This window comes from Streptomyces longhuiensis (assembly GCF_020616555.1).
In the GTDB taxonomy this organism is placed as follows: Bacteria; Actinomycetota; Actinomycetes; order Streptomycetales; family Streptomycetaceae; genus Streptomyces; species Streptomyces longhuiensis.
In genome coordinates, this window is record NZ_CP085173.1 from 3,796,307 (window position 1) to 3,821,988 (window position 25,682).

A 25,682-nucleotide genomic window follows, 5' to 3' on the forward strand; every position below is an offset into this window, starting at 1 on the left:
CGTAACCTTACCGATTGGTAAGTTTACTGAATGGTAAGCAGTTTCGGCACACGGAGGGTTCCATGAGCGAGGGCGCCAGCACGCGCGACGGGATTGCCGGCCTCGACTTCTCGGCGGTCTCGCCCGAGCAGTTCGCGAAGATCGTGAAGGGTCTGTCCGCCGAGGAGATCGACCGGATCGCGCGGGACGGCGAGCTGCGGGCCCGCATCCTCGAAGAGGTCTTCACCCGCATGGAGCGGCAGTTCAAGCCGGACGCCGCGGGTTCGCTCCAGGCTCTGATCCGCTGGAAGATCACGAGCGCCGCCGACAAGGCGGAGGCCGTGTACGAGACGGCGGTCGCGGACGGGACCTGCACGGTCACCGAGGGCCGTTCGGACGCCACGCCGCGCGTCACGCTCGCCATGGGCGACGCGGACTTCCTGAAGCTGGTCTCGGGCAATCAGAGCCCCGTCACGATGTTCATGATGCGCAAGGTCAGGATCACCGGCGATGTCGCACTCGCCGCGGGCCTCAACCGCTACTTCGACATCCCCAAGCCGTGACGGCGGGGCCTACGCTGCCGAGGTGACCACGACACCGCACGCGCACCCTCACGCGCACACCGACCAGGACCGGCTGATCTACGGATGCATGGGGCTGGGCGGGAGTTGGGACTCCGCGCCCTACAAGGCGGCCGACATCGACGCCGCCGAGGCCGCCGTGCAGGCGGCCCTCGACAGCGGCATCACCGCGTTCGACCACGCCGACATCTACCGCGACGGCAAGGCCGAGGCCGTGTTCGGCGAGGTGCTCGCCCGCACGCCCGGGCTGCGCGAGCGCATCACCGTACAGACCAAGTGCGGGATCCGCCTCGCCGACGGCGACCGCCCCGGGGTGTACGACCTGAGCGGCGGCCGCATCGTGCGGTACGTCGAGGAGAGCCTGACCCGGCTGCGGACCGACCACGTCGACGTCCTGCTGCTGCACCGCCCCGACCCGCTGGCGGACCCGGGTGAAGTGGCCAAGGCCCTCACCTCGCTCCAGGAGCAGGGCCTCGTCAGGAGTTTCGGCGTCTCCAACATGAACGCCCACCAGATCGCCCGCCTCCAGTCCCACCTGGACTTCCCGCTCGTCGCCAACCAGCTGGAGATGAGCCTGAAGAGCCGGGACTGGGTGGAGGCCGGGGTCCTGGTGAACACGCCCGAGGCCGCCGCGAACGGCTTCCCGCTCGGCACCCTGGAACACTGCGCCACCCACGGGATCCGCCTCCAGGCGTGGGGCCCGCTCGCCCAGGGCAGTTACACCGGCCGCGAGGCGACCCCCGCCGAATACGCCACGGCCCAGCTGGTCACGGCCCTGGCCGAGAAGAAGCACACCACCCCGGAGACGATCATCCTGTGGTGGCTCCAGCGCCACCCGGCCCGCATCGCCCCGGTCATCGGCACGGCGAACCCCACCCGCATCCGGGCCTGCCGCGACGCCGCCCTCCGCGACCCCGAACTCACCCATGAGGAGTGGTACGAGCTGTGGGTGACGGCTCGGGGGGCGGCGCTGCCGTAGAGCTAGGCGCTGCGCAGCCGCGCGTACGCCCCGCCCCGGGCGAGGAGTTCCGTGTGCGTACCGCACTCCACGAGACGCCCGCCGTCCACGACGAGAATGCGGTCCGCGTCCGGCGCCAGGGCCAGGTCGTGGGTGATCACGATGGTCGTGCGGCCCGCCATCAGCCGGCGCAGCGGCTGCACGACGCGTCGTGCGGCCGGCGCGTCGAGTCCGGCGGTCGGCTCGTCGAGGACGAGGACGGGGGCGGCGCGCAGCATGGCACGGGCGATCGCGACGCGCTGCAGCTGACCGCCGGAGAGGGCGGCGGTGCCCGGGGCGATCCGGGTGTCGTAGCCCTCGGGCAGGTCGGTGATGAACTCGTGGGCGGCCGCGTCCAGTGCGGCCTGCCGGATCTCCCGCTCACCGGCGCCCGGGAGGCCGCAGGCGATGTTCTCGCGGATGGTGCCGTGCAGGATCAGGGTCTCCTGGGGCAGCAGGACCACGTTCTCGCGGAGGAACTCCAGCGGTACGTCGGCGAGCGGCACCCCGTCGAGGCGTACGGTTCCGGCCGTCGGGTCGTAGAAGCGCAGCAGCAGCTTGGAGAGGGTCGACTTGCCTGCTCCGCTTTCCCCGGTGATCAGGACGAGTTCGCCGGGTTCGGCGGTCAGTGACACGTCGGTCAGTGATTCCGCGGGAGCGTCCGGATAGCGGAAGGAGACGCCCTCGAGGGTGATGCGGCCGTGCACGGGCCAGGCCGGGCGGGGTGAGACGGGGTCGGTCACGGCGGGCTCGGCGTCCAGGACCTCCTGGATCCGTTCCGCGCCGGCCGTGGCGGCGGTGAGCGTGAGGCCCAGCTGCCCGAGGTTGCGGATCGGCGGATAGAGGTAGCCGATGAAGGCCGCGAAGGCGAGCAGATCGCCGAGCGTCATACGGCCCGCGGCGATCTCCCAGGCGCCGAATCCGATGACGGCCAGCACGCACAGCGTCTCGACGACCTCGACGAACTGCTCGTACAGCTCGCTCGCGCGGGCGCCGCGCACGGAGGCGCGCATCCACGCACGGGCCTCGCGGTCGAGCCGGCGTTCCTCGTCCCGGCGCAGGTTGTAGGCCTGGGTGAGGACGACATTGCCGAGGGACTCCTCGACGACCGAGGTGATGGCGCCGTCGGCGGTGCGCTCGTCACGGGCCGCGGACCGGATGCGGCCGGCGAAGCGGCGGGCGGCGACGAGGAAGAGCGGGGCGAGCAGGAAGGTGACGAGGGCGAGGTCCCAGCGAAGCCAGAGGGCGGCGACCGCGTAGAAGACGGTGGAGAACACCGCGGAAGCGGTGCCGACCACGCCGGACACCACCATCTGTTCGATGGCCTCGACATCACCGGTGAGCCGCTCGACGAGATCACCCTGCCGGTGCTTCTGGAAGAAGTGCGGGGGCATCCCCTGCACATGACGGAACACGCCGGCGCGCAGCCGCAGGACGAACCGCTCCGCGGTCCATACGGCGAGCGAGTTTCCGGCATACCCGACCGCCGCGCCGATCACGGCGACACCGAGCCATTGCGCGGCGGGCACCCAGAATGCGGAGAGCGATCCCGCGGCCAGCGCGTGGTCGGTGAGATTCGCGAAAATCAGGATCGATGCCGTCTCGGCAAGCGCGGCGACCACGACGCAGACAATGATCAGGACCAGCCATCTGCGGTCACCGCGCGTCAAGGGCCAGAAACACCGGAACGCCTGACGGGCACCCGAGCTTTTACGCTCCACCAACTCCCCCACCCCCATCGATTTCTCCGGCTCCTCCGGCTTCTCCGGCTTCTCCGGCTTTCTCAACTCTCTCCGCCCTGACCGGGAACACGGCCGAGGCGGGCCCCCGGCACACGCCGGGGGCCCGCCTCGTCGGCACGGTTCAGCAGTCCTTGCCGGCCTTGTTGCCGACCGGGCGGCGGCGGGGCTGATGCTTCGGCTTCGGCGCCGGCTGGTGTGCGGCGGCCGGCTTCACGCCGGGCTTGCGGGTCTTCTTGACGGGGGCGATCTTGTGGAAGCTCATGAGGGTTGTCCCTTTCTCGGTGACGCTTTTCCGTGTGCCGTAAGCCCTGTTCGGCTTCGACACGGAAAACATTACGCGGGCCCCCGGCCCGGAATGACCAAATGGGATGAGAAATCGATCAGTTACGTCTGAGTTCAATTCTCATCACTCTTCAGGAACTGGACAGCCATTCACACAGAATTTACGCCGCATCATTCGGCGACCAAAGAATCCGCCTCGATATTCACCCAGAACTTACAGGGCGAAATGACAGCTTCTCCGGTCCGCACGAGACCCGGACACGCGACTCAGATCTGCAGTTCGTCGGCCCTGCGTATCGCCTCCGCGAGCTGCCGCACGCCCTTGTCCCCCGCCGTGCGGGCCAACTGGTCCGCGCGTGAGGCCAGTTGGGGCAACGTGGGGGCACCTGGCAGTACACCCTGGCGCAGGGCGTCGGCGAAATAGGCGGCCGTGGCAGCGAGTTGGAGGCCGTGGTTCGAGCGCCACACGTCCGTGTCCAGCGCGGACGCCTCGATCTGGGTCGTCTCCTCGTGGGGCGCTCGCGTGGTGGGGTCCAGCCAGCGCACGCCCGCCGTCGCGACGTGGCCGCTCGCGCCCGGGCGCAGCCGTACCGCGTACAGCGCCGTCACGGTGTGCCCGGGGCCGACCTCGCCGCCGTCCACGCGGTCGTCGCGGTAGTCGTCGTCGGCGACCTGCCGGTCGTCGTAGCCGATGAGCCGGAACCGCTGCACGGTCTGCGGGTCGAAGGCGATCTGTGCCTTGGCCTCACGGGCGCGCAGTTCGATGTTCTGCGGCAGCTCGTCGCAGAAGACCTTCCGGGCCTCCTCGGGGGTGGAGACGTACGTCGTGTGGCCGTCGCCCTTGTCGGCGAGGCGCTCCATCAGGGCGTCGCCGTACTCGCTGCCGACTCCTACGCCGAACAGCGTGATGCCGTACTCGCGGCGGGCGTCGGATATCCGGTCGAGAATCGCGTCGGCGTCGGTCTCGCCGGTGTTGGCGAGGGCGTCGGAGAGGAGGACGACGCGGTTGGTGGCGCCTGGGCGCGCTCCCTCGACCGCGGTGTCGTAGCCGGTGCGCACGCCCGCGTCGAGGTTCGTGGAGGACATGGGCTCCAGGCTGTCGATCGCGTCGTGGACCCGTTCCCGGCCGCCACCGACGCGGGTCATCGGCAGCACCGTCTCGGCCGTGTCGCTGAAGGTGACGAGTGCGAGTGAGTCGTCGGAGCGCAGTCGGTCGGTCATGACGCCGAGGGACTGCTTGACCAGGTCGAGCCTGCCAGGTTCGGACATGGAGCCGGAGACGTCGATGACGAAGGTGAGCGCGGCGGGCGGGCGCTCGGACGACGGGGCCGCCGGGCCGGTGGCGAGGCCGACGCGGAGGAGGGACCAGCCCTCGTCGCCGGCACGGGCCCCGTCGGCCGTCACGGAGAAGCCGTTGCCCTCGGGGCGCGGGTAGTCCTGGCGGAAGCTGTTGATGAACTCCTCGGGCCGCACGGTCCTCGGTTCGGGCAGGCGCCCGTCGGCGAGGGTGCGGCGGGCGTATCCGTAGGACGCCGTGTCGACGTCGAGGGCGAACGTGGAGAGGTAGTCCGCGGGCGTCGGGGGCGGGGTGTCGGTCGGCGCGATGTCCCGCTGCTCGCCGTCGGCCCCGGTGCCCGGCGCGGGCGTCGCGGGCGCGGACGGGCGGGCCGGGGCAGGGGCGGGCAGCGGGCCCGCGCGCCGCGCCTTGCCGTGGTCCGCCGAGGAGCCGTCGCTCCCGCCGCCGCACCCGGTGACGAGGAGCCCGCCCACGAGCGCCGCCGCGAGCAGGCCGACCGCCCGCGCCCGTGTCCGCCTTCGGGCCCGCGCCGATGCCCGCGTACGGTCGCGGTCCCCTGCCCGGTGCTCGCTGTCAGGCCTCATCCGTGCCCCCTCGGTTCGCCGATCGCTGCGTCAGCACTCGTGAATGTGACGTCCGAGACGGCCGGAACGAGCAGTCGGTGGCGTTGCGGATGAATCTCGATGCGGCTACGGAGGGGGCCCGCCGAGGCCGGAGGGTGATCCTCCGGAGACCTACGAGACGATGTCCTTGCGGCGAAATCCCCGGAAGGCCAGGGCGAACAGGATGACGGCGTACGTTACCGAGACGGCCGTCCCCTGGATCATGCCGCCCCACTCCGGGCGCGGCTGGATGGCGTCCGCCCACGCGAACTGCCAGTGTGCGGGCAGGAAGTCGCGCCAGTCTCCGAGCGCCGTCACCGCGTCGAGCACATTGCCCACGATGGTCAGCCCGACCGCGCCGCCGACGGCGCCGAGCGGCGCGTCCGTCTTCGTCGACAGCCAGAACGCGAGCCCCGCAGTGACCAGTTGGGACACGAAGATGTACGCGATCACGACGAGCAGCCGCTGCGCCGCCGTGCCCGCGGGGAGCGCGCCGCCGGTCGGGATCTCCAGCGGGCCCCAGCCGTACGCGGCCGTGCCGACCGCGAGGGCGACGACGGGCAGGAGGACCATCGCGGCCAGGCTGAGGGCGAGCGCGACGGTGAGCTTGCTCCACAGGAGGCGGGCGCGGGGCACCGGCGCCGCGAGGAGGTAGCGCAGGCTGGACCAGCCGGCCTCGGAGGCGACCGTGTCGCCGCAGAACAGGGCCACGGGGATCACGAGCAGGAACCCGGCCGAGACGAACAGGCACGTCGCGGCGAAGTTGGCGCCGGACGCGGTGGCCGTGTCCATCAGCGTCACCCGGCCGTTGCGCGCGCCCGGGTCGCCGCCGATGGCGAACGCGACGACCAGGACGAACGGCAGCAGGGCGAGGACGGCGCCCATGACGAGCGTGCGCCGCCGCTTCAGCTGGCGCACGGCCTCGACCCGCAGGGGCAGGGTGCGGCGCGCGCGGTATCCGGGCGCCACCTCGGTGGTCTCGACGAGCGCGGTCATCCGGCTTCGCCTCCGATCAGGGTCAGGAACGCGTCTTCGAGGCGGCGGTGCGGGCCGAGCGACGCGACCGGCACATCGAGCCGGACCAGCTCGGCGAGGAGACTGGCCGCGGCCGTCTCGCGGTCGCCTGCGGGAGGCATGAGGACCGCGGACCGAGCCGGGTCCTCGGGCGCCGCCGGGGCGCTCTCCGTCACGACCGCCGCGGGAACCGCCGGAACCGTCGCCGGGACACCCGCGTGCGCCGGGGCGGCGAGACGGACCAGCAGTCCGCCGTCCGCGCGGGCCGCCGACTCCACGTCGGGCAGCGCCTCCACCTTCTCCATCAGCGCGTCGGAGATGTCCGCCGCGAGCCCGACGAGGAGGGTGTCGCCGGAGCCGATGATGTCGGCGACCGGTCCCGCCTGCACCAGGCGGCCGCGGTCCATGACCACCAGGTGCGTGCAGGTCTGCTCGACCTCGGCGAGGAGATGGCTGGAGACGATGACCGTGCGGCCCGCGGCGGCGTACCGGATCATCACCTCGCGCATCTCGCGGATCTGGGGCGGGTCGAGGCCGTTCGTCGGCTCGTCGAGGATGAGGAGGTCGGGCAGGCCCAGCATGGCCTGCGCGAGGGCGAGCCGCTGGCGCATGCCCTGCGAGTAGGTGCGCACGGCGCGGGCCAGGGCGTCGCCGAGCCCGGCGATCTCCAGGGCCTCGTCCAGGTGGGCGTCCTCGGCCGGGCGGCCGGTGGCCGCCCAGTACAGCTCCAGGTTCTTCCGGCCGGACAGGTGCGGCAGGAAGCCGGCGCCCTCGACGAACGCGCCGACCCGCGACAGGACGGGCGCGCCCGGCCTGATGGCGTGCCCGAAGACGCGGATCTCGCCGCCGTCGGGCCTGATGAGGCCCATCAGCATGCGCAGGGTCGTGGTCTTGCCCGCGCCGTTCGGCCCGAGGAGACCGAGGACCTGGCCCTTCTCCACGCGGAAGGACAGGTCACGGACCGCGTACCGGTCGGCGGACTTCGCGTACTTCTTGCTCAGGTCGGTGATCTGGAGCGGGACTTCGGCGAGGGCCGGGTCGGGCGCTCCCGCGCTCGCGCGGCGGCGCCCGGTGAGCAGCAGGGCGAGCGCCGCCAGGACGCCGGCGAGGGGCAGCCACCACACCCAGGCGGGCAGCGGCGCGGCGGCCGTGCGCACGGCGGGGGCGGTGGGCACGGACAGGTCGCTCTTGAGGGAGACGGTGTATGTGGCGGGGTGCGTCGGGGACGCGTAGCCGAGGTCCGTGGAGGACAGGGCGAGGCGCAGCCGGTGGCCCTTCTGCACTTCGTGGTCGATGGCGGGCAGCGTGAGCGTGATGTCCTTGCCGCCGTCGGCTCCGGAGCCCACCACCCTTACGGGCGAGGCGAGTTGGGAGGGCAGCACCGGCTGGGAACCGCCGCCGGGCGCGACGTCGTACACCTTGCCGAACAGGACGGCGTCGTCGCTGTCGGAGGCGACGTGCACCGTCACCTTCGGGGACCCTGTGACGTGCAGGTCGTCGCGCAGGGGGGCCGACTCGAAGTGGGCGAACTGGCCGGGGAAGTCGAGGGAGAGGCCGACGCCCAGGGAGGAGAGCTGGCCGAGTCCGCCACCGCCGCCGCCTCCGAGTCCCGGCAGGTTCGAGATGGCGGGCGGGCTGGCCCCTGCGGGGTTGTCGACGCGCTGCTCGCGCCCGGTCAGCGGCACGCGCCGCGGGTCGTTCGAAAGGCCCGGGTACGTGTCGCTGCTCGCGCCGCGCAGCTGGGCGGCGCCGTCGGTGGAGTCGATGCCTCCGGTGCGGGTGACGCGGAAGGCGGGGCCGGTGTCGGCCGCCTTGTCGTCCTTCAGATAGCGGTCGAACCAGGAGTCGACGCGGGCTTCGACGCGCCCCGTCTCGCGGTCGCCGCCGTCGTGACCGCCCGCGATCCAGTCGACGTCGACAGGCGCGCCGTTGGCCCGGATCGCCTTGGCGGCCGCGTCGGCCTGGCCGAGCGGGAACAGGGAGTCGGTCTGGCCCTGCATCAGGAGCGTGGGCACCTTGATGCGCTTGCCGACGGCGATCGGGGAGCGCTCCTCGAGGAGGGCGCGGGCCGCGGCGTCCGGCTTCCCGGCCTCGGCGACGCGCTCGTACATGCGGCACAGCTGCGGCTCGAACCGGTCGCAGCCGCCGCCGGTGTTGATGAAGAGCCCGGCCCAGAGCTTCTTGTAGACGCCCTGGGGGAACAGTGCGTCGGCGAGGTTCCAGTACGTGATCTGCGGGGCGATGGCGTCGACCCGGTCGTCGTACCCGGCGGCGAGCAGCGAGACCGCTCCGCCGTACGAGGCGCCGGTGACACCGACGCGCGGGTCGCCCTTCTTGTCGAGCTGCACCTCGGGCCGTTTCGCCAGCCAGTCGATGAGCCTGGACGCGTCGGCGACCTCGCCCTTCGGGTCGTTGAGCCCGATCTTGCCCGTGGAGTGGCCGAAGCCGCGCGCCGACCAGGTCAGCACGGCGTATCCGTCGCGGGCGAGGCCCTCGGCCTGGGCGCGCAGCTCGTCCTTGCTGGCGCCGAAGCCGTGGGCGAGCAGGACGGCGGGGCGGCGCTCGGATCCGGGCGTCGTGAAGTACGACGTGTCGATCCTGGCTCCGCCCGTGTCCATCACCCTGTCGCGGCGCTGCACGGGAGGCGCGTCGTCCGAGGCGGCCGCGGCCGTCCACGTGCCTGCTCCGGCGAGCACCACGACGGCCGCGGCGGCGGCCGCCCACCGCCGCGGCCTGGCCCGCGGACCGGTCAGTCGTAGATCCATGCGTCAACGGTACGGGCGACCGCCGACAACGGGGGGAGCCCCCGGGGTGAACCGGCGGACCTCCCTGGGGAGTAGGGTCCCGCCCCCGCGTACACCGCTCGTGGTACGAAGCGTCATGCAGAAATCCGGCATCCGCCGTGCGCGCACCGTCGACGAACTGACCGCCGCCGGGCCCCTGTTCGACGGGCCCGCCCTTCCCGAGTGGGCGGCCCGTTTCCTTCGGACCCCGGGCCACCATCTCTTCCTGGCCTACGAGGACGACGCGCCCGTGGGCTTCGTCAGCGGGGTCGAGACGATCCACCCGGACAAGGGGGTGGAGATGTTCCTGTACGAGCTGTCGGTGGCCGAGGCGTACCGCCGCCGCGGCATCGGCCGCTCCCTGGTCGAGGCGCTGGCGGCGCTGGCCAGGGAGCGGGGCTGTTACGGGATGTGGGTCGGCGTGGACACGGACAACGCGCCCGCGCTCGCGACGTATCGCGGCGCGGGCGGCCGGGACGGCGGTGGGTGCGCCGTCGTCGAGTGGTCGTTCGTCTGAGCGCCGCCCCGGGCGGCGCCGACGCTCAGGCCTGCTCGTCCTCGGGGATCGACACCAGCCAGCGGGTGTCCTTGCGCGGGCGCAGGTAGAGCGCCCAGTAGAGGGTGGCGGCGGCGGTGATGCCGCCGGTCCACAGCAGGTAGGAGACCTCTTGCTGGCTGAGGATGTAGGCGAGTACGGCGATCAGGACCACCGGCACCGCGGGCCACAGCGGCATGCGCCAGGCCGGCTGGTCGCGGTGGGAGCCGCGGCGGGCGAGCAGCGCGGCGACGGCGACCAGGAGGTACATGCCGGTGACGGAGACGCCGGTCACCCCGTACAGGGTGTCGAGGTTGACGAAGCAGAGGGCCGCGCCGGGCACGCCCACGACGAGGGTCGCGACCCACGGGGAGCCGAAGCGGCCGAGCTTGGAGAGCGCGTTGTTGACCGGCTCGGGCCAGGACTTGTCGCGGGCGGAGGCGAACAGGACGCGGGAGTTCTGGATGACCATGACGATGCCCGCGTTGATGATCGCGAGGGCGACGCAGAGGCTGACGAACGTGCCGACGGCGGAGTTGGACCAGGCCTCGACCATGCCGCTGATGTCGCCGCTGGTGAGGGCGGCGAGGTCGGGGGCGCCCATGGTGATGGCGACGACCGGCACCAGGATGACCACGGTGGAGATGGCGAGGGTCGCGAGCACCGTGCGGGCCACGTTGCGGCGGGGGTTCTCCAGCTCCTCGGAGAGGTAGACCGCGGTCGAGAAGCCCTGCGTGATGAAGAGGGCGATGGCGAGCCCGGAGATGATCAGCATCGCGGTGACGGTGTCGGTGTGGCCGCCCGCCCCGGAGACGTGCAGGTCGACGAGGGAGCCGGCGCCGCGCTCGGAGTGGGCGAAGCCGAGGACGGCCACGACTCCGGCGGCGATGACCTCGAGGACGAGGAAGATGCCGGTGATCCAGGCGTTGGCGCGCAGGTCGAGCAGGCCCGCGAGGGTGGCGAGGAGCATGACGCCCGCGCCGGCACCGGCGGCGGGCAGGTGCACGAGCGGGGCGAGGTAGTCCGCGGTGCCCATCGCGATGACGGGCGGCACGATCATGACGACGAGCAGCGAGAGCACGAAGACGAGCCAGCCGGCGAGGCGGCCCGCGAGCGTCGACACCATGGCGTACTCGCCGCCCGCGCTGGGGATGAGGGTGCCCAGTTCGGAGTAGCAGAACGCGACGGCGATGCAGAGCAGCGAGCCGATCGCGATGGTGAGCGCGGTGGCGGTGCCGAGCGAGGAGAACAGGTCGGGGACGACCACGAAGAGCGTGGAGGCGGGCGTCACGCACGAGAGCGTGAGCAGGGTGCCGCCGACGACGCCGATGGAACGCTTGAGCTTCTGGGGACTGGCCGTGTTGCCGAGGGGCGCGAGGGGCTCCTCGGTGACGGTCGTGGGGCTTGTGCGAAGCGTGTCGGACATGGGGAAGCGGTTCCGATCGACTCGTGCGGCAGATGTTTCTGATACTCGGACCGGGAGCGCTATCGCCTCCGAAGGGCTGTCGCGATGGGGAGTTGTTCGTCCGCTCCCGGCGCGTCATTGCACCGTGCGAAATCCGGAACGTCAACGGCCGTTTAGCTGCGGATTCCGCACCGGACGCCTGATCCAACTGCGGTCACTTCCAAGACGGTTCGCCGCAGCAAGTGCATTCCATCAGGCATCTCGGATTAATGACCTTGCTTTCCCAGGTGAACAGGCGATGTCGACTGGGACACCCGATACATCCCCTACGTACGGGAACCGCAGCCCACGCTCCGAAGTCCGTCTGAATTCGTCCGCACTCCGGACACTCCCCCGGCGCCCCGGGCACACACAGCGGTGCCCCGGACGCGCTGTGCGGCGGCCGGGGCACCTGGTACTGCCGGGACCTCAGTGGTTGCGCGGGAAGCCCAGGTCCACGCCCGCGGGGGCGTCGGACGGGTCGGGCCAGCGCGTCGTGACGACCTTGCCGCGGGTGTAGAAGTGCGTGCCGTCGTTGCCGTAGATGTGGTGGTCGCCGAAGAGCGAGTCCTTCCAGCCACCGAAGGAGTGGTAGCCCACCGGCACCGGGATCGGCACGTTCACGCCGACCATGCCCGCCTCGATCTCCAGCTGGAAGCGGCGGGCGGCGCCGCCGTCCCGGGTGAAGATCGCGGTGCCGTTGCCGAACGGCGAGGCGTTCATGAGCGCCACGCCCTCCTCGTACGTGTCGACGCGCAGCACGCAGAGGACCGGGCCGAAGATCTCGTCCTGGTAGGCCTTGGCGGTCGTGGGGACGCGGTCGAGCAGGGAGAGACCGATCCAGTGGCCGTTCTCGTGGCCCTCGACCGTGTAGCCGGTGCCGTCGAGGACGACCTCGCAGCCCTCGGCCGCGGCGCCGGTGACGTAGGACGCCACCTTGTCGCGGTGCGCGGCGGTGATGAGCGGGCCCATCTCCGAGGTCGGGTCGTTGCCGGGGCCGATCTTGATCTTCTCGGCGCGGTCCTTGATCTTCGCGACGAGCTCGTCGGCCACGGAGCCCACGGCCACGACGGCCGAGATGGCCATGCAGCGCTCGCCGGCGGAGCCGTACGCGGCGGAGACCGCGGCGTCGGCGGCGGCGTCCAGGTCGGCGTCGGGCAGGACCAGCATGTGGTTCTTGGCGCCACCGAGCGCCTGCACGCGCTTGCCGTTGGCGGAGGCCGTGGTGTGGATGTGGCGGGCGATCGGGGTCGAGCCCACGAAGGAGACGGCCGCGACGTCCGGGTGCTCCAGGAGGCGGTCCACGGCGACCTTGTCACCGTGCAGGACGTTGAAGACGCCGTCGGGCAGACCGGCCTCGGAGAGCAGCTCGGCGATCTTCATGGATGCCGACGGGTCCTTCTCCGACGGCTTCAGCACGAAGGTGTTGCCGCACGCGATGGCGAGCGGGAACATCCACATCGGCACCATGGCCGGGAAGTTGAACGGCGTGATGCCGGCGACGACGCCGAGCGGCTGGCGGATCGACGACACGTCGACGCGCGAGGCGACCTCGGTGGACAGCTCGCCCTTGAGCTGCACGGTGATGCCGCAGGCCAGGTCCACGATCTCCAGGCCGCGGGCGACCTCGCCGAGCGCGTCCGAGTGGACCTTGCCGTGCTCTGCGGTGATCAGCTCGGCGATCGCGTCGCGGTTGGCGTCGAGCAGCGCGCGGAACTTGAAGAGGATCGCGGTGCGCTTGGCGAGGGACGAGGTGCCCCACGTCGCGTACGCGGCCTTGGCCGAGGCGACCGCGGCGTCGACCTCGTCGACGTCGGCGAAGGCGACCTGCGTCGTGACAGCGCCGGTCGCGGGGTCGGTGACCGGGCCGAAATTGCCCGAGACACCCTCGACGGTCTTCCCGCCGATCCAGTGGTTGACGGTCTTGACGTCGGTCGTCATGAGGGCAAGCTCCTTTGGGGTCCTACGGGTGTTTCGGGTGTCTCGCGTTCTTTCACAGCCGGCGGCGCCGAGCGGTGACGTGCCGGTCGTACTCCTCGCGGGCCTTGACCGCCGACGGTCGGGTCGCTGTCTCGGCCACGGGCACATCCCACCACGCCTGCGCGGGGGGCGCGCCCGACACTGTGTCTGCCGTTTCGGTCTCCACGTAGACACATGTGGGACCGTCCGCCGCACGCGCCGCCGCGAGGGCTTCCCGCAGATCACGGACGGTTTTCGCGCGCAGCACCGTCATGCCGAGGCTGGCCGCGTTCGCCGCGAGGTCGACGGGCAGCGGGGCACCCGTGTACGTGCCGTCGGCAGCCGGGAAGCGGTAACCCGTACCGAACCCCTCGCCGCCCACGGAGGCCGAGAGCCCGCCGATGGACGCGTACCCGTGATTCTGCAGGAGGACCACTTTGACCGGGATGTTCTCCTGGACCGCGGTGACGATCTCGGTCGGCATCATCAGATACGTGCCGTCGCCGACGAGCGCCCACACGGGCCGGCCCGGCGCGGCGAGCGCGACCCCGATCGCGGCCGGGATCTCGTAGCCCATGCAGGAGTAGCCGTACTCGACGTGGTACTGGTCGCGGGACCGGGCGCGCCACAGTTTGTGCAGGTCGCCGGGGAGCGAACCGGCCGCGTTGATCAGGATGTCGTCCTCGGTGACGAGTGCGTCGAGCGCGCCGAGGACCTGCGGCTGGGTGGGGTGCGCCAGGTCGTCGTCGGCCGTGAAGCAGGCGTCGACGCGGTACTCCCAGCGCTCCTTGTCGTCCGTGTACTCCATGACGTACGAGGGCTCCGCGCGGTGGCCTCGTAGCCCGGCCGTGAGCTCCTCCAGGCCGGTGCGGGCGTCCGCGACCAGGGGCAGGGCCGCCATCTTGTGGCTGTCGAGGGCCGCGATGTTGAGGTTGACGAAGCGCACGGCGCCGGAGCCGAAGAGGGTGCCGGACGCGGTCGTGAAGTCGGTGTAGCGGGTGCCGACGCCGATGACGAGGTCGGCGGTGCGGGCGAGTTCGTTCGCGGTCGCGGTGCCGGTGTGGCCGATGCCGCCGACGTCCGAGGGGTGGTCCCAGCGCAGGGAGCCCTTGCCGGCCTGGGTGGACGCGACGGGGATCCCGGTCGCGTCCGCGAACTCCTTCAGCGCCTCCTCGGCCCGGCTGTGGTGCACGCCGCCGCCCGCGACGAGCAGCGGCCTGCGCGCGGCGCGCACCGCGCGGACGGCCTCGTCCAGCTCGCGCGGGTCGGGCGCGGGCCTGCGCACGCCCCACACCCGCTCGTCGAAGAAGGCGTCGGGCCAGTCGTACGCCTCGGCCTGCACGTCCTGCGGCAGCGCGAGGGTGACCGCGCCCGTGTCGACCGGGTCGGCGAGTACGCGCATCGCGGCGAGGGCCGCGGGGATCAGGGCCTCGGGCCGGGTGATCCGGTCGAAGTACCTGGAGACGGGGCGCAGACAGTCGTTGACCGACACGTCGCCCGCGTAAGGGACTTCGAGCTGCTGGAGCACGGGGTCCGCGGGCCGGGTCGCGAAGGTGTCGCCGGGCAGGAGCAGGACGGGCAGGTGGTTGACGGTGGCGAGGGCGGCGCCGGTGACGAGGTTGGTGGCGCCGGGCCCGATGGACGTGGTCACGGCCTGCGCGGCGAGCCGGCCGCTCTGCCGGGCGAAGCCGACGGCCGCGTGCACCATGGCCTGCTCGTTGCGGCCCTGGTGGTAGGGCATGTCGTCGGCGTACTCCAGGAGGGCCTGGCCGATCCCGGCGACGTTCCCGTGTCCGAAGATGCCCCAGGTCGCGTCGATCAGGCGGCGCCGCTCGCCGTCGCGCTCGGTGTACTGCCGGGACAGGAACCGCACGAGGGCCTGTGCTGTGGTGAGCCGCGTCATCGGTATCCCTCCGTCAGGTGATCGGGGTGGAAGCAGATCCGCCACTCCCGCTCCTCGCCCGGTCCCGCCATCACGTTCAGGTAGTACATCGTGTGTCCCGGCTGCGCGATCGACGGGCCGTGCCACCCGTCGGGTACGAGGACCGCGTCGCCCGTACGGACCTCGGCGAGCAGGTCGGTGCCGCCGGGCCTGGACGGCGAGACGCGCTGGTACCCGTACCCGCCGGGCCCCTCGATCTCGAAGTAGTAGATCTCCTCCAGCTCGGTCTCGACGCCCGGCCGGTGCTCGTCGTGCTTGTGGGGCGGGTACGAGGACCAGTTCCCGCCGGGCGTGATCACTTCCACGGCGATGAGCTGGTCGCACTCGAAGGCGTCGGCGGACGCGAAGTTGCGCACCTGGCGGGCGCTGGTGCCGGAGCCGCGGTGCTCGACGGGAACCTCCGGCGCGGGGCCGTAGCGGGCGGGGAGCTGACGCTCGCACTTCGCTCCTGCCAGGGCGAAGCGGCCTCCCGCGCCGGAGGCGATCTGCGCATGGGCGTCGCGGGGCACGTACGCGAAGTCGCTGACCCCGCCGAACACGCTCTCCCGGCCCAGCAGTTCGATGATCCGGCCTCCCGTGCGCACCGTGCAACCACCCGTCAGGGGCAGCACGATCCATTCACTCGCACCGGTGTCCAGATCGTGGGTTTGTCCGGGCCTCAGTTCGATCACTCGCAGCCCCGCGCGGGACCAGCCGGCCCGCTCCGGGCCGACGGCCAGGGCGTAGGGCCCGTCTGCGGCGCTTCCCCGGGGCAGGTACGGGTTCATGAGGTCCCTGTCGTTCGTCACCGTCCCCTCCTACAGCAGCGACGCGGCGCTGTCGACCGCGCCCGCCACGTCGCCGTCGGCCGGGTAGAGCAGCGAGCGCCCCACCACCAGGCCCTGCACGGTGGGCAGTTGGAGCGCGTGCCGCCACTTCTCGTACGCCGCGTCCTGGTCGTCCCCCACATCGCCGCCGAGCAGCACCGCGGGCAGCGTCGACGTCTCCATGACGCGCGCCATGTCGTCGGGGTGATCGGTGACGGGCACCTTGAGCCAGGTGTACGCGGAGCTGCCGCCGAGGCCGGAGGCGATGGCGATGGACGTGGTGACGGCCTCGGCGCTCAGGTCGCTGCGCAGGGCCCCGCTCGCCGGGTCGCGGCGGCACAGGAACGGCTCGACGAACACCGGCAGGCGCAGCGCGGCCATCTCGTCGACGGCGCGGGCCGCGGACTCCATGGTGCGCAGCGATCCCGGGTCGTCGTAGTCGATACGAAGGAGCAGCTTGCCGGCGTCGAACCGCAGCCGGTGCAGGTCCGCGGGCCGGTGCCCGGTGAACCGGTCGTCGAGTTCGAAGGAGGCCCCGGCGAGCCCGCCGCGGTTCATCGAGCCGAGGACGACCTTGCCGTCCAGCGCGCCGAGCAGAAGCAGGTCGTCGAGGATGTCGGCGGTGGCGAGGACCCCGTCGACGCCGGGCCGCGACAGGGCGAGACAGAGCCGTCCGAGGAGGTCGGCGCGGTCGGCCATGGCGAAGGGCCGCTCCCCCACGGCGAGGGCGCCGCGCGCGGGGTGGTCGGCGGCGACGATCAGGAGGCGCCCGGTCTCGTGCGCGATCAGCGACCTGCGCGGCCGCCGCGCCGCCGCCTCGGCGACGGCCTCGGGGTGGTGGGCCCGCAGCCGCACCAGCTTCAGGGGATCGACGCTCATGTCCCGGCCGCCCCGCTCGGGGACGTGTCCCGGACCGCTCCCGCCGACGCGGCCCGCCCGGCTCATCGGACCTCTCCCGCCGTGAGTGCGGCCTCTACCTCGTCGCGGGTCGGCATCGCCGACGAGCACTCCAGGCGGGACGCGACGATCGCGCCCGCCGCGTTCGCGAACCGCATGACTTCCTCCAGCTCCCAGTCGGCGAGCAGTCCGTGGCACAGGGCGCCGCCGAACGCGTCGCCCGCGCCGAGCCCGTTCAGGACGTCGACGGGCAGCGGCGGGACCTCCGCACACCTTCCGTCCGCGGCCATGGCGAGTACGCCTTTGGGGCCCTGTTTGACGATGGCGAGGCGCACCCCGGCGGCGAGCAACGCCCGTGCCGCCGCGGCAGGTTCGCGCTCGCCGGTGGCGATCTCGACCTCGTCGACGTTGCCGACGGCGACGGTGGCGTGGCGCAGGGCCTCGGCGTAGTGGGGCCTCGCCTGTTCCGGGTCCTCCCAGAACATCGGCCGCCAGTCGAGGTCGAAGACGGTGACGCCCGCCTCGGCCCGGTGCGCCAGCGCGGCCAGGGTCGCCGAGCGGCTCGGCTCCTCGCTCAGCCCGGTGCCCGTCATCCAGAACACGCGGGCCGCCCTGATGGCGTCCAGGTCGAGTTCGGCGGTGCGGATCTCCAGATCGGGCGCCTTGGGCAGGCGGTAGAAGTAGAGGGGGAAGTCGTCCGGCGGGAAGACCTCGCAGAACGTGACGGGCGTCGGCAGGCCCGGCACGGGGGTGACCCAGCGGTCGTCGACGCCGAACTCCCGGAGTTGGCGGTGCAGATACTCCCCGAAGGGGTCCGCCCCGGTGCGGGTGACCGTCGCCGTGCGGCGCCCGAGCCGGGCCGCCGCCACCGCGACGTTCGACGACGATCCGCCCAGGAACTTGCCGAACGTGTCCACCTCCGCCAGCGGCACGCCCGTCTGCAACGGATAGAGGTCCACGCCGATCCGGCCCATGGTGATGAGGTCGTACGGCTCGCCGGGACTGGGCTGCATACGGATTCCCTTCGGCGGGGCGCGCGCCCCTTCGGCGGTCTCAGGCTCAGGTCTAGCCCTGCCTCAAGACCCTGTCAACATTTTGTCCGGACATTCGGACCACGTCTTGACACCCGTCTCCGGCGCCCTGAAGGCTGGTTCCATGACGACGATGTCACCCCGCATCCGCATCGGCTCGGCACCCGACTCCTGGGGCGTGTGGTTCCCCGACGACCCCCGCCAGGTCCCCTGGCGGCGCTTTCTCGACGAGGTCGCCGAAGCGGGCTACGAGTGGATCGAGCTCGGCCCGTACGGCTACCTGCCCACGGACCCGGAGGTGCTCGCCGAGGAGACGGGACGGCGCGGCCTGAAGGTCTCCGCCGGCACGGTCTTCACGGGCCTGCACCGCGGCCCCGGTGTCTGGGACGCGACGTGGGAGCACGTCTCGGCCATCGCCGAACTCACGCGCGCGACCGGCGCCGGGCATCTCGTCGTCATCCCCGCGTTCTGGCGCGACGACAAGACGGGCGAGGTCATCGAGGACTCCTCGCTCACGGCGGCGCAGTGGCGCGACCTGACCACCCAGACCGAGCGGCTCGCCCACGAGGTCCGCGAGCGCTACGGCCTGCGGACCGTCGTCCACCCGCACGCCGACACGCACATCGACTCCGAGGAGAACGTCGCCCGCTTCCTCGACTCCACGGACCAGGACCTCGTCTCCCTCTGCCTCGACACGGGCCACTACGCGTACTGCGGCGGCGACAGCGTCAAGCTCATCGAGACGTACGGCGAGCGCATCGGCTACCTCCACCTCAAGCAGGTCGACCCGGCCGTGCTCGCCGGGGTCCGCGCGGGCGGGGTCCCGTTCGGGCCCGCCGTGGCGCGCGGCGTGATGTGCGAACCCCCGGCCGGGGAGCCCGCGTTGGAGCCCGTCATCGCGGCCGCGCAGCGCCTGGACGTCGATCTCTTCGCGATCGTCGAGCAGGACATGTACCCGTGCGAGCCGGACCGTCCGCTGCCCATCGCCCGCCGCACCAGGGGCTATCTGAGGTCGTGCGGGGTGTAGGGATCCTCAGGGGGCCGATCACTCCCGCGTGCGCGCCTTCCCTGCGCCGCCAATGCGTCACTCACGTCACAAACACCCCTTTCCTGTCACACATGTCCCGGATACGCGGGTCTTGCGTCACACCCCGTCGACAGCCCCTCGCCTCCGCTCCGGGCGGGTCGTTGTCCGGGCACAGGCTGACTGATCGCCAGCGTTCGCGCCGCAGCTCCCCCGACGGCCACCCCGAGCCGCCGCTGCGGCCCCGCAGCAAGGAGCCACAGATGACCGACCGAAGGCTCTGGTCGTACCAGGACATCGCCGCGCACATCCGGGTCCAGCCGGACACCGTGCGCTCGTACCGCAAGCACGGTCTCCTGCCCCCGCCCGACCACGTGGAGTCGGGAAAGCCGTACTGGTACGCGGACACCGTCCGCGCCTGGGTCGCGTCCCGCCCCCGCAACCGCGGCCTCAAGCAGTGACCGCCACCCTCCGTCGCACCGGCGCCGCCCCGCACGTATGCCACCGTGCCGGGCGGCGCCCCCGTTATTCGGTTGTCCCGCGCGGCCGCCCCTTCGGACAATCCCGGGATGACCCAAGAACCCCTGGCGGCCGGCTTCTCCGTCAAGCCCGTACTGACCGGCGAGAAGACCGTCCTGCGGCCGTTCACCGCCGCCGACGCGGACACGATGGCCGAGATCATCGACGACCCGGAGGTCCGCCGCTTCACCGGCGACCCGTCGAACGAGCTCACCGTGGACTTCCTGCGCTCCTGGTACGGCTCACGCGGCGCCCAGGACGACCGCCTCGACCTCGCGGTGACCGACCGCGCCACCGGCCGGCTCGTCGGCGAGGTCGTCCTGTACGACTGGGACCCGGAGCACCGCAGCTGCACGTTCCGCACGCTCGTCGGCCCCGAGGGCCGCGGCCGGGGACTCGGCACGGAGGCGGTCCGCCTCGTCGTCGGCCACGGCTTCGAGCGCCTGGGCCTGCACCGCATCGCCCTGGACCTCTTCAGCCACAACCACCGGGCCCGCCGCGTCTACGAGAAGGTGGGCTTCGTCGAGGAGGGCGTGGCCCGGCAGTCGGTACTGCGCGACGGCCAGTGGTACGACTCGACGCTGATGTCGGTCCTCGCCCCCGAGTGGGCGGAGCATCGGGGGCGGCCCCGGCAGCCCTAGCCGAAGCGCCAACCGCGGTTCCTGGAGCGGCAGTCGGGCGCGCGGCGGGGGGCTCGGCATTCGGGATCTGTCTCAGGCCCACGGCTCGATGATCGTCACGCCGGCGCCGGGCGCCGTCCCCATCGCCTCGAGCGCCGCGGGTGCCGCGTCCAGCGCGATCGTGGAGGTGACCAGGAGGTCCGGTCGCAGGATCCCGGCGCGGACCATCTCCAGCATCCGCGGATAGGCGTGCGCGGCCATCCCGTGGCTGCCGAGGAGTTCGAGTTCGAGGCCGATCACCCGGCCCATGGGCACGACCGGGTCCTGCGGCAGCAGGCCGACCTGCACATGGCGGCCCCGGCGCCGCAGCCCGCCCACCGAGGCGGCACACGTGACCGGTGAGCCGAGCGCGTCGAGCGACAGGTGCGCCCCGCCGCCGGTCAACTCCCGTACGGCAGCGGCCACATCGGGCACCTCGGAGGCGTTGAGGCAGTGGGCGGCGCCGAAGGTGCGGGCGAGGTCCAGCGCGGCGGGCGAGACGTCGACCGCGACGACCCGCGCGCCACTCGCCGCCGCGATCATCACGGCGGACAGGCCGACGCCGCCGCACCCGTGCACGGCGACCCACTCCCCGGCGGCGACCCGGCCCTGCGCGACCACGGCGCGGAACGCGGTCGCGAAACGGCAGCCGAGACCCGCCGCCGTCGCCGACGACAGCTCGTCCGGCACGTCCACCAGGTTCACGGCGGCGTGGTCCAGGGCGACGTACTCGGCGAAGGAGCCCCAGTGCGTGAAGCCGGGCTGCGTCTGGCGCTCGCACACCTGATGGTCACCGGCCGCACAGGAGGCGCAGGTACCGCAGGCGCACACGAACGGGACCGTGACCCGGTCGCCCGGCCGCCGGTCCCGGACGTCGGCGCCCACCGCCTCGACCACTCCGGCGAGTTCATGCCCGGGGACGTGCGGCAGCCGGATGTCCGGGTCGTGGCCCATCCAGCCGTGCCAGTCACTGCGGCACAGGCCCGTCGCCTCGACCCGCACGACCACGCCGTGCGGCGCCGGCACCGGATCGGGCACCTCCCGCACCTCGGCCCGCTCCCCGAACTTCTCGAACACCACAGCCCGCATCGCCCTCGCGCCTCACTTCCACCGAACGACAGACCCTGACGGTCACCCGACCGGACGAACGTAGCCCCCGGCCTTGACCCGTCGCCCCTGCCCCCGCACCAACTCACGGTGCGACAAAACACGTATCTACGTAAACTCCGTCACAAATCTTCCCCACTCAGAGGGAATTGCCGTGACTCAAGCACAGCCGCCCGGCGCGCCCCGAGCCCGCATCCCCGGCCCCACGCGGCCCCCGTCGTCCGTGCCACGGATCCGGGCGGGACTGTGGAAGCACTGGCTGTGGGGCGGATTCGCCCTGTGGGCCCTGACCGCCGCCGTCACCTACGCGACCAGGAACACCACACTCCTGCCGACGCTGATCCTGCTCGGCAGCTTCCTCGTTCCGGGCACCTTCGTGCTGTGGGCGTACGAGCGTCACGCACGCGACCTGGGCGTGAGCCTGATGCTCGGCTGCTTCGTCGTCGGCGGCATCCTCGGGGTGCTCGGCGCCTCGGTCATGGAGTCCTACCTGCTGCACCCCTCGCCGTGGATGTTCCTCGGGGTCGGCCTGATCGAGGAGGCGGTCAAGCTCGCCGCCCTGATGTACATGCTGCGCGCACAGCCGCGCGTGCGCGGACTGAGGGCGGGACTCGTCCTCGGCGCGTCCGTCGGCTTCGGCTTCGCGGCCTTCGAGAGCGCGGGCCACGCGTTCAACGCGGCCGTCGGCATGCGGGGCATCGACCTGCGCTCGCTCCTGGAGACGGAGGTGCTGCGCGGGCTGCTCGCACCGTTCGGGCACGGGCTGTGGACGGCGATCTCCGGCGCCGCCCTGCTGGCCTTCCGCAGGCCGAACGGGCGCTATCGCTTCGCGGCGCCGGTGGTGCTCACCTGTCTGGGAGTGTCCTTGCTGCACGCTCTGTGGGACTCCATGCACGGCATGGCGGTCTGGATCGTCGCCCGGCTCACCACCACGGACCTGCCCCTCTCGCTCTTCGCCGAGGGACACCTCCCGCAGCCGACCGACACCCAGAAGCACCTCTTCACGCTCTTCTCGGTGGGCGGGCTCGTGCTCATCTCGCTCGCCGGGATCGCCTGGGTACGTTCGCTCGCCCGTAGCGATCCCTCTTGGAGAAATACCCCCTAGGGGTATACAGTCGTGAGAGTCAGGAGGCCCCGGGGATGCCCCGGCGCCTCACTCGCACGGTACGCCGCACGCCTGCGCAGACCGGGACGCACGCGGCCTTCGACAAGGAGAACGACATGAGCGCCCAGACCGAGCTCCCCCAGATCGGCACCGAGTCGACCGGTTCCTGCTGCTCGCCCAGCGGTTCGTGCCACTCCGACGCCGCCGGGAACGCCGAGGGAGCCGTCACCACCGTGTACCAGGTGACCGGCATGACCTGCGGCCACTGCGAGGGCGCGGTGTCGGACGAGATCTCGGGGCTCGCGGGCGTCATGTCGGTGAAGGCCGTGGCCTCCACGGGACAGGTGACCGTGGTCTCCGCGGCGCCCCTCGACGAGGAGGAAGTCCGGGCCGCCGTCGACGAGGCGGGCTACGAGCTGGCCGGCAGGGCCTGAGACCTCAGGGAGCGCCGGGCCGCCCACCAGGGCCCGGCGCCCGTGGTCGTACGCTCGGCGGTAGCCCCGTACGCCCCTGGAAAGAACCGCGATGACCACGCCCACGGACACCACGGCCGGGCCGCTCTCCGAAGTGGAGCTCGCCGTCGGCGGGATGACCTGCGCCGCCTGCTCGGCCCGTATCGAGAAGAAGCTCAACCGCCTCGACGGCGTGACGGCGACGGTCAATCTCGCGACCGAGAAGGCGAAGGTCGCGTACGCGCCCGGGGTCGAGGTCGCCGACCTGGTCGCCACGGTGCAGAAGCTCGGGTACACGGCGGAGCCGGTGGTGCGGGAGAAGCCGGTCGCCCACGAGGAGCCGGTCGCAGCCGCCGCGGACGGTCCGGAAGGGGCCGGCCACGAAGCCCCGGCCGAGGTCCGTACGGAAGCCGGGAGCGGGTCCGGGATCGAGATCGGCGCCGAGCCCGACCCCACCGCCCCCGTGCGCCGGCGGCTCGCGGTCTGCGCGCTGCTCTCCCTGCCCGTCGTCCTGCTGGCGATGGTGCCCGCCCTCCAGTTCGACAACTGGCAGTGGCTCTCCCTCACGCTCGCCGCCCCCGTCGCCGTCTGGGGCGGACTCCCCTTCCACCGGGCCGCCTGGACCAACGCCCGGCACGGCGCGGCCACCATGGACACCCTCGTCTGTGTCGGGACGCTCGCCGCGTTCGGCTGGTCGCTGTGGGCCCTGTTCCTGGGCGACGCCGGGATGAGCGGGATGCGGCACGGATTCACGTTCGCCGTCGACCGCACCGCCGCCTCCTCCACCATCTACCTCGAAGTCGCCGCGGGCGTCGTCACCCTGATCCTGCTCGGCCGCTATCTGGAGGCCCGCTCCAGGCGCCGCGCCGGCACCGCCCTGCGCGCCCTGCTCGAACTCGGCGCCAAGGACGTCGCCGTACTGGACGCCTCGGGCGCGGAAGTACGCCTGCCGGTGGGGCGGCTGAGGCCGGGCGACCGGTTCGTCGTGCGGCCGGGCGAGAAGATCGCGACCGACGGCACCGTCGTCGAGGGCGCCTCAGCCGTCGACGCCGCCCTGCTCACCGGCGAGTCCGTGCCCGTGGACGTGACCGTCGGCGACGCCGTGACCGGCGCGACCGTGAACGCGGGCGGCCGGCTCGTCGTCGAGGCGACCCGCGTCGGCGCCGACACCCAGCTCGCCCGCATGGCGCGACTCGTCGAGGACGCGCAGACCGGCAAGGCCGAGGTGCAGCGCCTCGCCGACCGGATCGCCGGCGTGTTCGTGCCGGTGGTGTTCGTCATCGCGCTCGGCACGTTCGCCGGCTGGCTGCTCGCCACCGGCGAGGTGACCGCCGCGTTCACCTCGGCCGTCGCCGTCCTGATCATCGCCTGCCCCTGCTCGCTCGGCCTCGCGACGCCCACCGCGCTCATGGTCGGCACCGGCCGCGGCGCCCAGCTCGGCATCCTCATCAAGGGCCCCGAGGTCCTGGAGAACACCCGCCGCGTCGACACCGTCGTCCTCGACAAGACCGGCACCGTGACGACCGGCCGGATGACGCTCCAGGACGCGTACGCCGCCGAGGGCGTCGAGGAGAAGACCCTGCTGCGGCTGGCCGGGGCCGTGGAACACGCCTCCGAGCACCCTGTCGCCCGGGCCGTCGCGGAGGGCGCCGCCGACCGGGCCGGGACGCTGCCCGGCGTCACCCGCTTCACCGCGCTCGCCGGACTCGGCGTCCGCGGCGTGGTGGACCGGCACGACGTCCTGGTCGGCCGGGAGCGCCTCCTCGCCGAGCACGGCATCGCCCTGCCGCCCGCGCTCGCCGCCGCCAAGACCGCCGCCGAGGCCGCGGGCCGCACCGCCGTCGCCGTCGCCTGGGACGGGGAGGCACGGGGTGTCATCACCGTCGCCGACGCGGTCCGCCCGACGAGCGCCCAGGCCGTCGTCGAGCTGCGCGCGCTGGGCCTCACGCCGGTGCTCCTGACCGGCGACAACCGGATCGTCGCCGAGTCCGTGGCGCGGGCCGTCGGGATCGCCGAGGACGCCGTGTACGCGGAGGTCCTGCCGCAGGAGAAGGTCGACGTCGTACGGCGTCTGAAGGCCGAGGGGCGCACCGTCGCCATGGTCGGCGACGGAGTGAACGACGCGGCGGCGCTCGCCACCGCCGATCTGGGGCTCGCGATGGGCACCGGCACGGACGCCGCGATCGAGGCGGGCGACCTGACGCTGGTGCGCGCGGACCTGCGCGTGGCCGCCGACGCGATCCGGCTCTCGCGCCGCACCCTCGCCACCATCAAGGGGAACCTCTTCTGGGCCTTCGGCTACAACGTGGCCGCGCTGCCGCTGGCCGCCGCCGGGTTCCTGAACCCGATGATCGCGGGCGCCGCGATGGCGTTCTCGTCCGTGTTCGTGGTGACGAACAGCCTCCGGCTGAGGACGTTTTCCCGAAGCTGAGCGGCCCTTTTTCTGGAAGGACTTCCCATCGCCCCTGCTCTGGCCCAGAATCAAGGGGTCTTCACATTCGCCTCACATCACAACCGCAGCATTCTCACGTCCGAACCTCGATCTACATATGGGGTCTCTTGCGCACGATCAGGACATATGCAGGAGACGCAGATCACAGAGATCTGAACGTAACCATTTGAGGTTCTCGTGAGTCTAAGGAGGCGATGCAGGAACGTCTTGGGGGGCGTTTCTGTGTTGACCGGGGCCGTCTTGGGGGACGGACCCGACCGCGTTGGCCGGGACACGTGCCACGGAGAGCTTGAGCGGCCCTCCCGTGTACGGGTCCCGGCAGACGGCACCGTAGACGCCCGGACGGATCCCGTGGGGGGAATCCGCACCGGGAAAAAGGAAAGCGCCCCGACTGCCGGCCCGTGGGGGGACTGGCAGCGGGGCGCTTTCCGCTTTCTCTTCACTTCTGCTCCCGCTCGACGCGGGGGGTGCCC

Annotated in this window: 21 protein-coding genes; 9 read left to right on the plus strand and 12 right to left on the minus strand. The window is 72.1% G+C overall.

The genetic code is table 11. From position 1 onward, the window contains the following. The first annotated feature begins 62 nt into the window (after positions 1-62). Positions 63-542, plus strand: a complete 480-nt coding sequence (locus LGI35_RS17575; RefSeq protein ID WP_227294754.1) for an SCP2 sterol-binding domain-containing protein — start codon at positions 63-65, stop codon at positions 540-542. Between the two features lie 22 nt (positions 543-564). Continuing rightward, complete coding sequence (locus LGI35_RS17580; protein ID WP_227294755.1) at positions 565-1,539, plus strand: aldo/keto reductase; 975 nt, start codon at positions 565-567, stop codon at positions 1,537-1,539. Positions 1,540-1,541: 2 nt separating this feature from the next. Here LGI35_RS17580 and LGI35_RS17585 read toward each other — a convergent pair whose 3' ends face one another. The 5 genes from LGI35_RS17585 to LGI35_RS17605 all read right to left on the minus strand — a co-directional run bounded on the left by LGI35_RS17585 (position 1,542) and on the right by LGI35_RS17605 (position 9,259). Beyond that, positions 1,542-3,296 carry an ABC transporter ATP-binding protein gene (locus LGI35_RS17585; protein WP_227300343.1) on the minus strand — a complete coding sequence of 585 codons (1,755 nt, stop codon included), beginning with the start codon at positions 3,294-3,296 and terminating at the stop codon, positions 1,542-1,544. 124 nt (positions 3,297-3,420) lie between these two features. After that, entirely contained in the window at positions 3,421-3,561 is a 141-nt protein-coding gene (locus LGI35_RS17590; RefSeq protein ID WP_227294756.1) for a hypothetical protein, read from the minus strand. A 287-nt stretch (positions 3,562-3,848) separates the two neighbouring features. After that, a complete protein-coding gene (locus LGI35_RS17595) occupies positions 3,849-5,462 on the minus strand; it encodes a vWA domain-containing protein (protein ID WP_227294757.1) in 1,614 nt (537 codons plus the stop codon). Positions 5,463-5,612: 150 nt separating this feature from the next. Continuing rightward, the gene (locus LGI35_RS17600; protein WP_227294758.1) at positions 5,613-6,476 is read right to left on the minus strand and encodes an ABC transporter permease; all 864 of its coding nucleotides are present in this window, start codon (positions 6,474-6,476) and stop codon (positions 5,613-5,615) included. Next, on the minus strand, positions 6,473-9,259 hold the full coding sequence (locus LGI35_RS17605) for an alpha/beta fold hydrolase (RefSeq protein ID WP_227294759.1): 2,787 nt from the start codon (positions 9,257-9,259) through the stop codon (positions 6,473-6,475). The genes LGI35_RS17600 and LGI35_RS17605 overlap by 4 nt, the downstream gene beginning before the upstream one ends. Before the next feature lie 115 nt (positions 9,260-9,374). On the opposite strand from LGI35_RS17605, the gene LGI35_RS17610 reads away from it, so the two are divergent. Further along, positions 9,375-9,794, plus strand: coding sequence for a GNAT family N-acetyltransferase (locus LGI35_RS17610; RefSeq protein WP_227294760.1), 420 nt, complete (start codon positions 9,375-9,377; stop codon positions 9,792-9,794). Positions 9,795-9,819: 25 nt separating this feature from the next. Here LGI35_RS17610 and LGI35_RS17615 read toward each other — a convergent pair whose 3' ends face one another. The 6 genes from LGI35_RS17615 to iolC all read right to left on the minus strand — a co-directional run bounded on the left by LGI35_RS17615 (position 9,820) and on the right by iolC (position 17,873). Beyond that, positions 9,820-11,238, minus strand: a complete 1,419-nt coding sequence (locus LGI35_RS17615; protein ID WP_116512900.1) for an APC family permease — start codon at positions 11,236-11,238, stop codon at positions 9,820-9,822. Positions 11,239-11,685: 447 nt separating this feature from the next. Beyond that, a complete protein-coding gene (gene mmsA / locus LGI35_RS17620; RefSeq protein ID WP_227294761.1) occupies positions 11,686-13,197 on the minus strand; it encodes a CoA-acylating methylmalonate-semialdehyde dehydrogenase in 1,512 nt (503 codons plus the stop codon). Positions 13,198-13,249: 52 nt separating this feature from the next. Further along, positions 13,250-15,118, minus strand: coding sequence for a 3D-(3,5/4)-trihydroxycyclohexane-1,2-dione acylhydrolase (decyclizing) (gene iolD, locus LGI35_RS17625; RefSeq protein ID WP_227294762.1), 1,869 nt, complete (start codon positions 15,116-15,118; stop codon positions 13,250-13,252). Further along, complete coding sequence (gene iolB, locus LGI35_RS17630) at positions 15,115-15,924, minus strand: 5-deoxy-glucuronate isomerase (protein ID WP_116513651.1); 810 nt, start codon at positions 15,922-15,924, stop codon at positions 15,115-15,117. The genes iolD and iolB overlap by 4 nt, the downstream gene beginning before the upstream one ends. Before the next feature lie 30 nt (positions 15,925-15,954). Beyond that, the gene (locus LGI35_RS17635; RefSeq protein WP_227300344.1) at positions 15,955-16,842 is read right to left on the minus strand and encodes a Cgl0159 family (beta/alpha)8-fold protein; all 888 of its coding nucleotides are present in this window, start codon (positions 16,840-16,842) and stop codon (positions 15,955-15,957) included. Positions 16,843-16,904: 62 nt separating this feature from the next. Further along, positions 16,905-17,873, minus strand: coding sequence for a 5-dehydro-2-deoxygluconokinase (iolC, locus tag LGI35_RS17640; RefSeq protein ID WP_227294763.1), 969 nt, complete (start codon positions 17,871-17,873; stop codon positions 16,905-16,907). Between the two features lie 142 nt (positions 17,874-18,015). Between iolC and LGI35_RS17645 the strand changes: the two genes are divergently transcribed. The 3 genes from LGI35_RS17645 (at position 18,016) to LGI35_RS17655 (ending at position 20,075) form a co-directional block, all read left to right on the plus strand. Beyond that, complete coding sequence (locus LGI35_RS17645; RefSeq protein ID WP_227294764.1) at positions 18,016-18,918, plus strand: sugar phosphate isomerase/epimerase family protein; 903 nt, start codon at positions 18,016-18,018, stop codon at positions 18,916-18,918. 260 nt (positions 18,919-19,178) lie between these two features. Further along, the gene (locus tag LGI35_RS17650) at positions 19,179-19,376 is read left to right on the plus strand and encodes a helix-turn-helix transcriptional regulator (protein ID WP_227294765.1); all 198 of its coding nucleotides are present in this window, start codon (positions 19,179-19,181) and stop codon (positions 19,374-19,376) included. Positions 19,377-19,484: 108 nt separating this feature from the next. Further along, positions 19,485-20,075, plus strand: a complete 591-nt coding sequence (locus LGI35_RS17655; RefSeq protein WP_227294766.1) for a GNAT family N-acetyltransferase — start codon at positions 19,485-19,487, stop codon at positions 20,073-20,075. 72 nt (positions 20,076-20,147) lie between these two features. Here LGI35_RS17655 and LGI35_RS17660 read toward each other — a convergent pair whose 3' ends face one another. Then, entirely contained in the window at positions 20,148-21,182 is a 1,035-nt protein-coding gene (locus LGI35_RS17660; protein ID WP_227294767.1) for a zinc-dependent alcohol dehydrogenase family protein, read from the minus strand. 172 nt (positions 21,183-21,354) lie between these two features. Here LGI35_RS17660 and LGI35_RS17665 point away from each other — a divergent pair, with 172 nt between their 5' ends. The 3 genes from LGI35_RS17665 (at position 21,355) to LGI35_RS17675 (ending at position 25,188) form a co-directional block, all read left to right on the plus strand. After that, positions 21,355-22,305 (plus strand): PrsW family intramembrane metalloprotease, encoded by a 951-nt coding sequence (locus LGI35_RS17665; protein ID WP_227294768.1) that lies wholly within the window; start codon positions 21,355-21,357, stop codon positions 22,303-22,305. Positions 22,306-22,421: 116 nt separating this feature from the next. After that, entirely contained in the window at positions 22,422-22,739 is a 318-nt protein-coding gene (locus LGI35_RS17670) for a heavy-metal-associated domain-containing protein (protein ID WP_227294769.1), read from the plus strand. 91 nt (positions 22,740-22,830) lie between these two features. Beyond that, complete coding sequence (locus LGI35_RS17675; protein WP_227294770.1) at positions 22,831-25,188, plus strand: heavy metal translocating P-type ATPase; 2,358 nt, start codon at positions 22,831-22,833, stop codon at positions 25,186-25,188. The last annotated feature ends 494 nt before the right edge of the window (positions 25,189-25,682 follow it).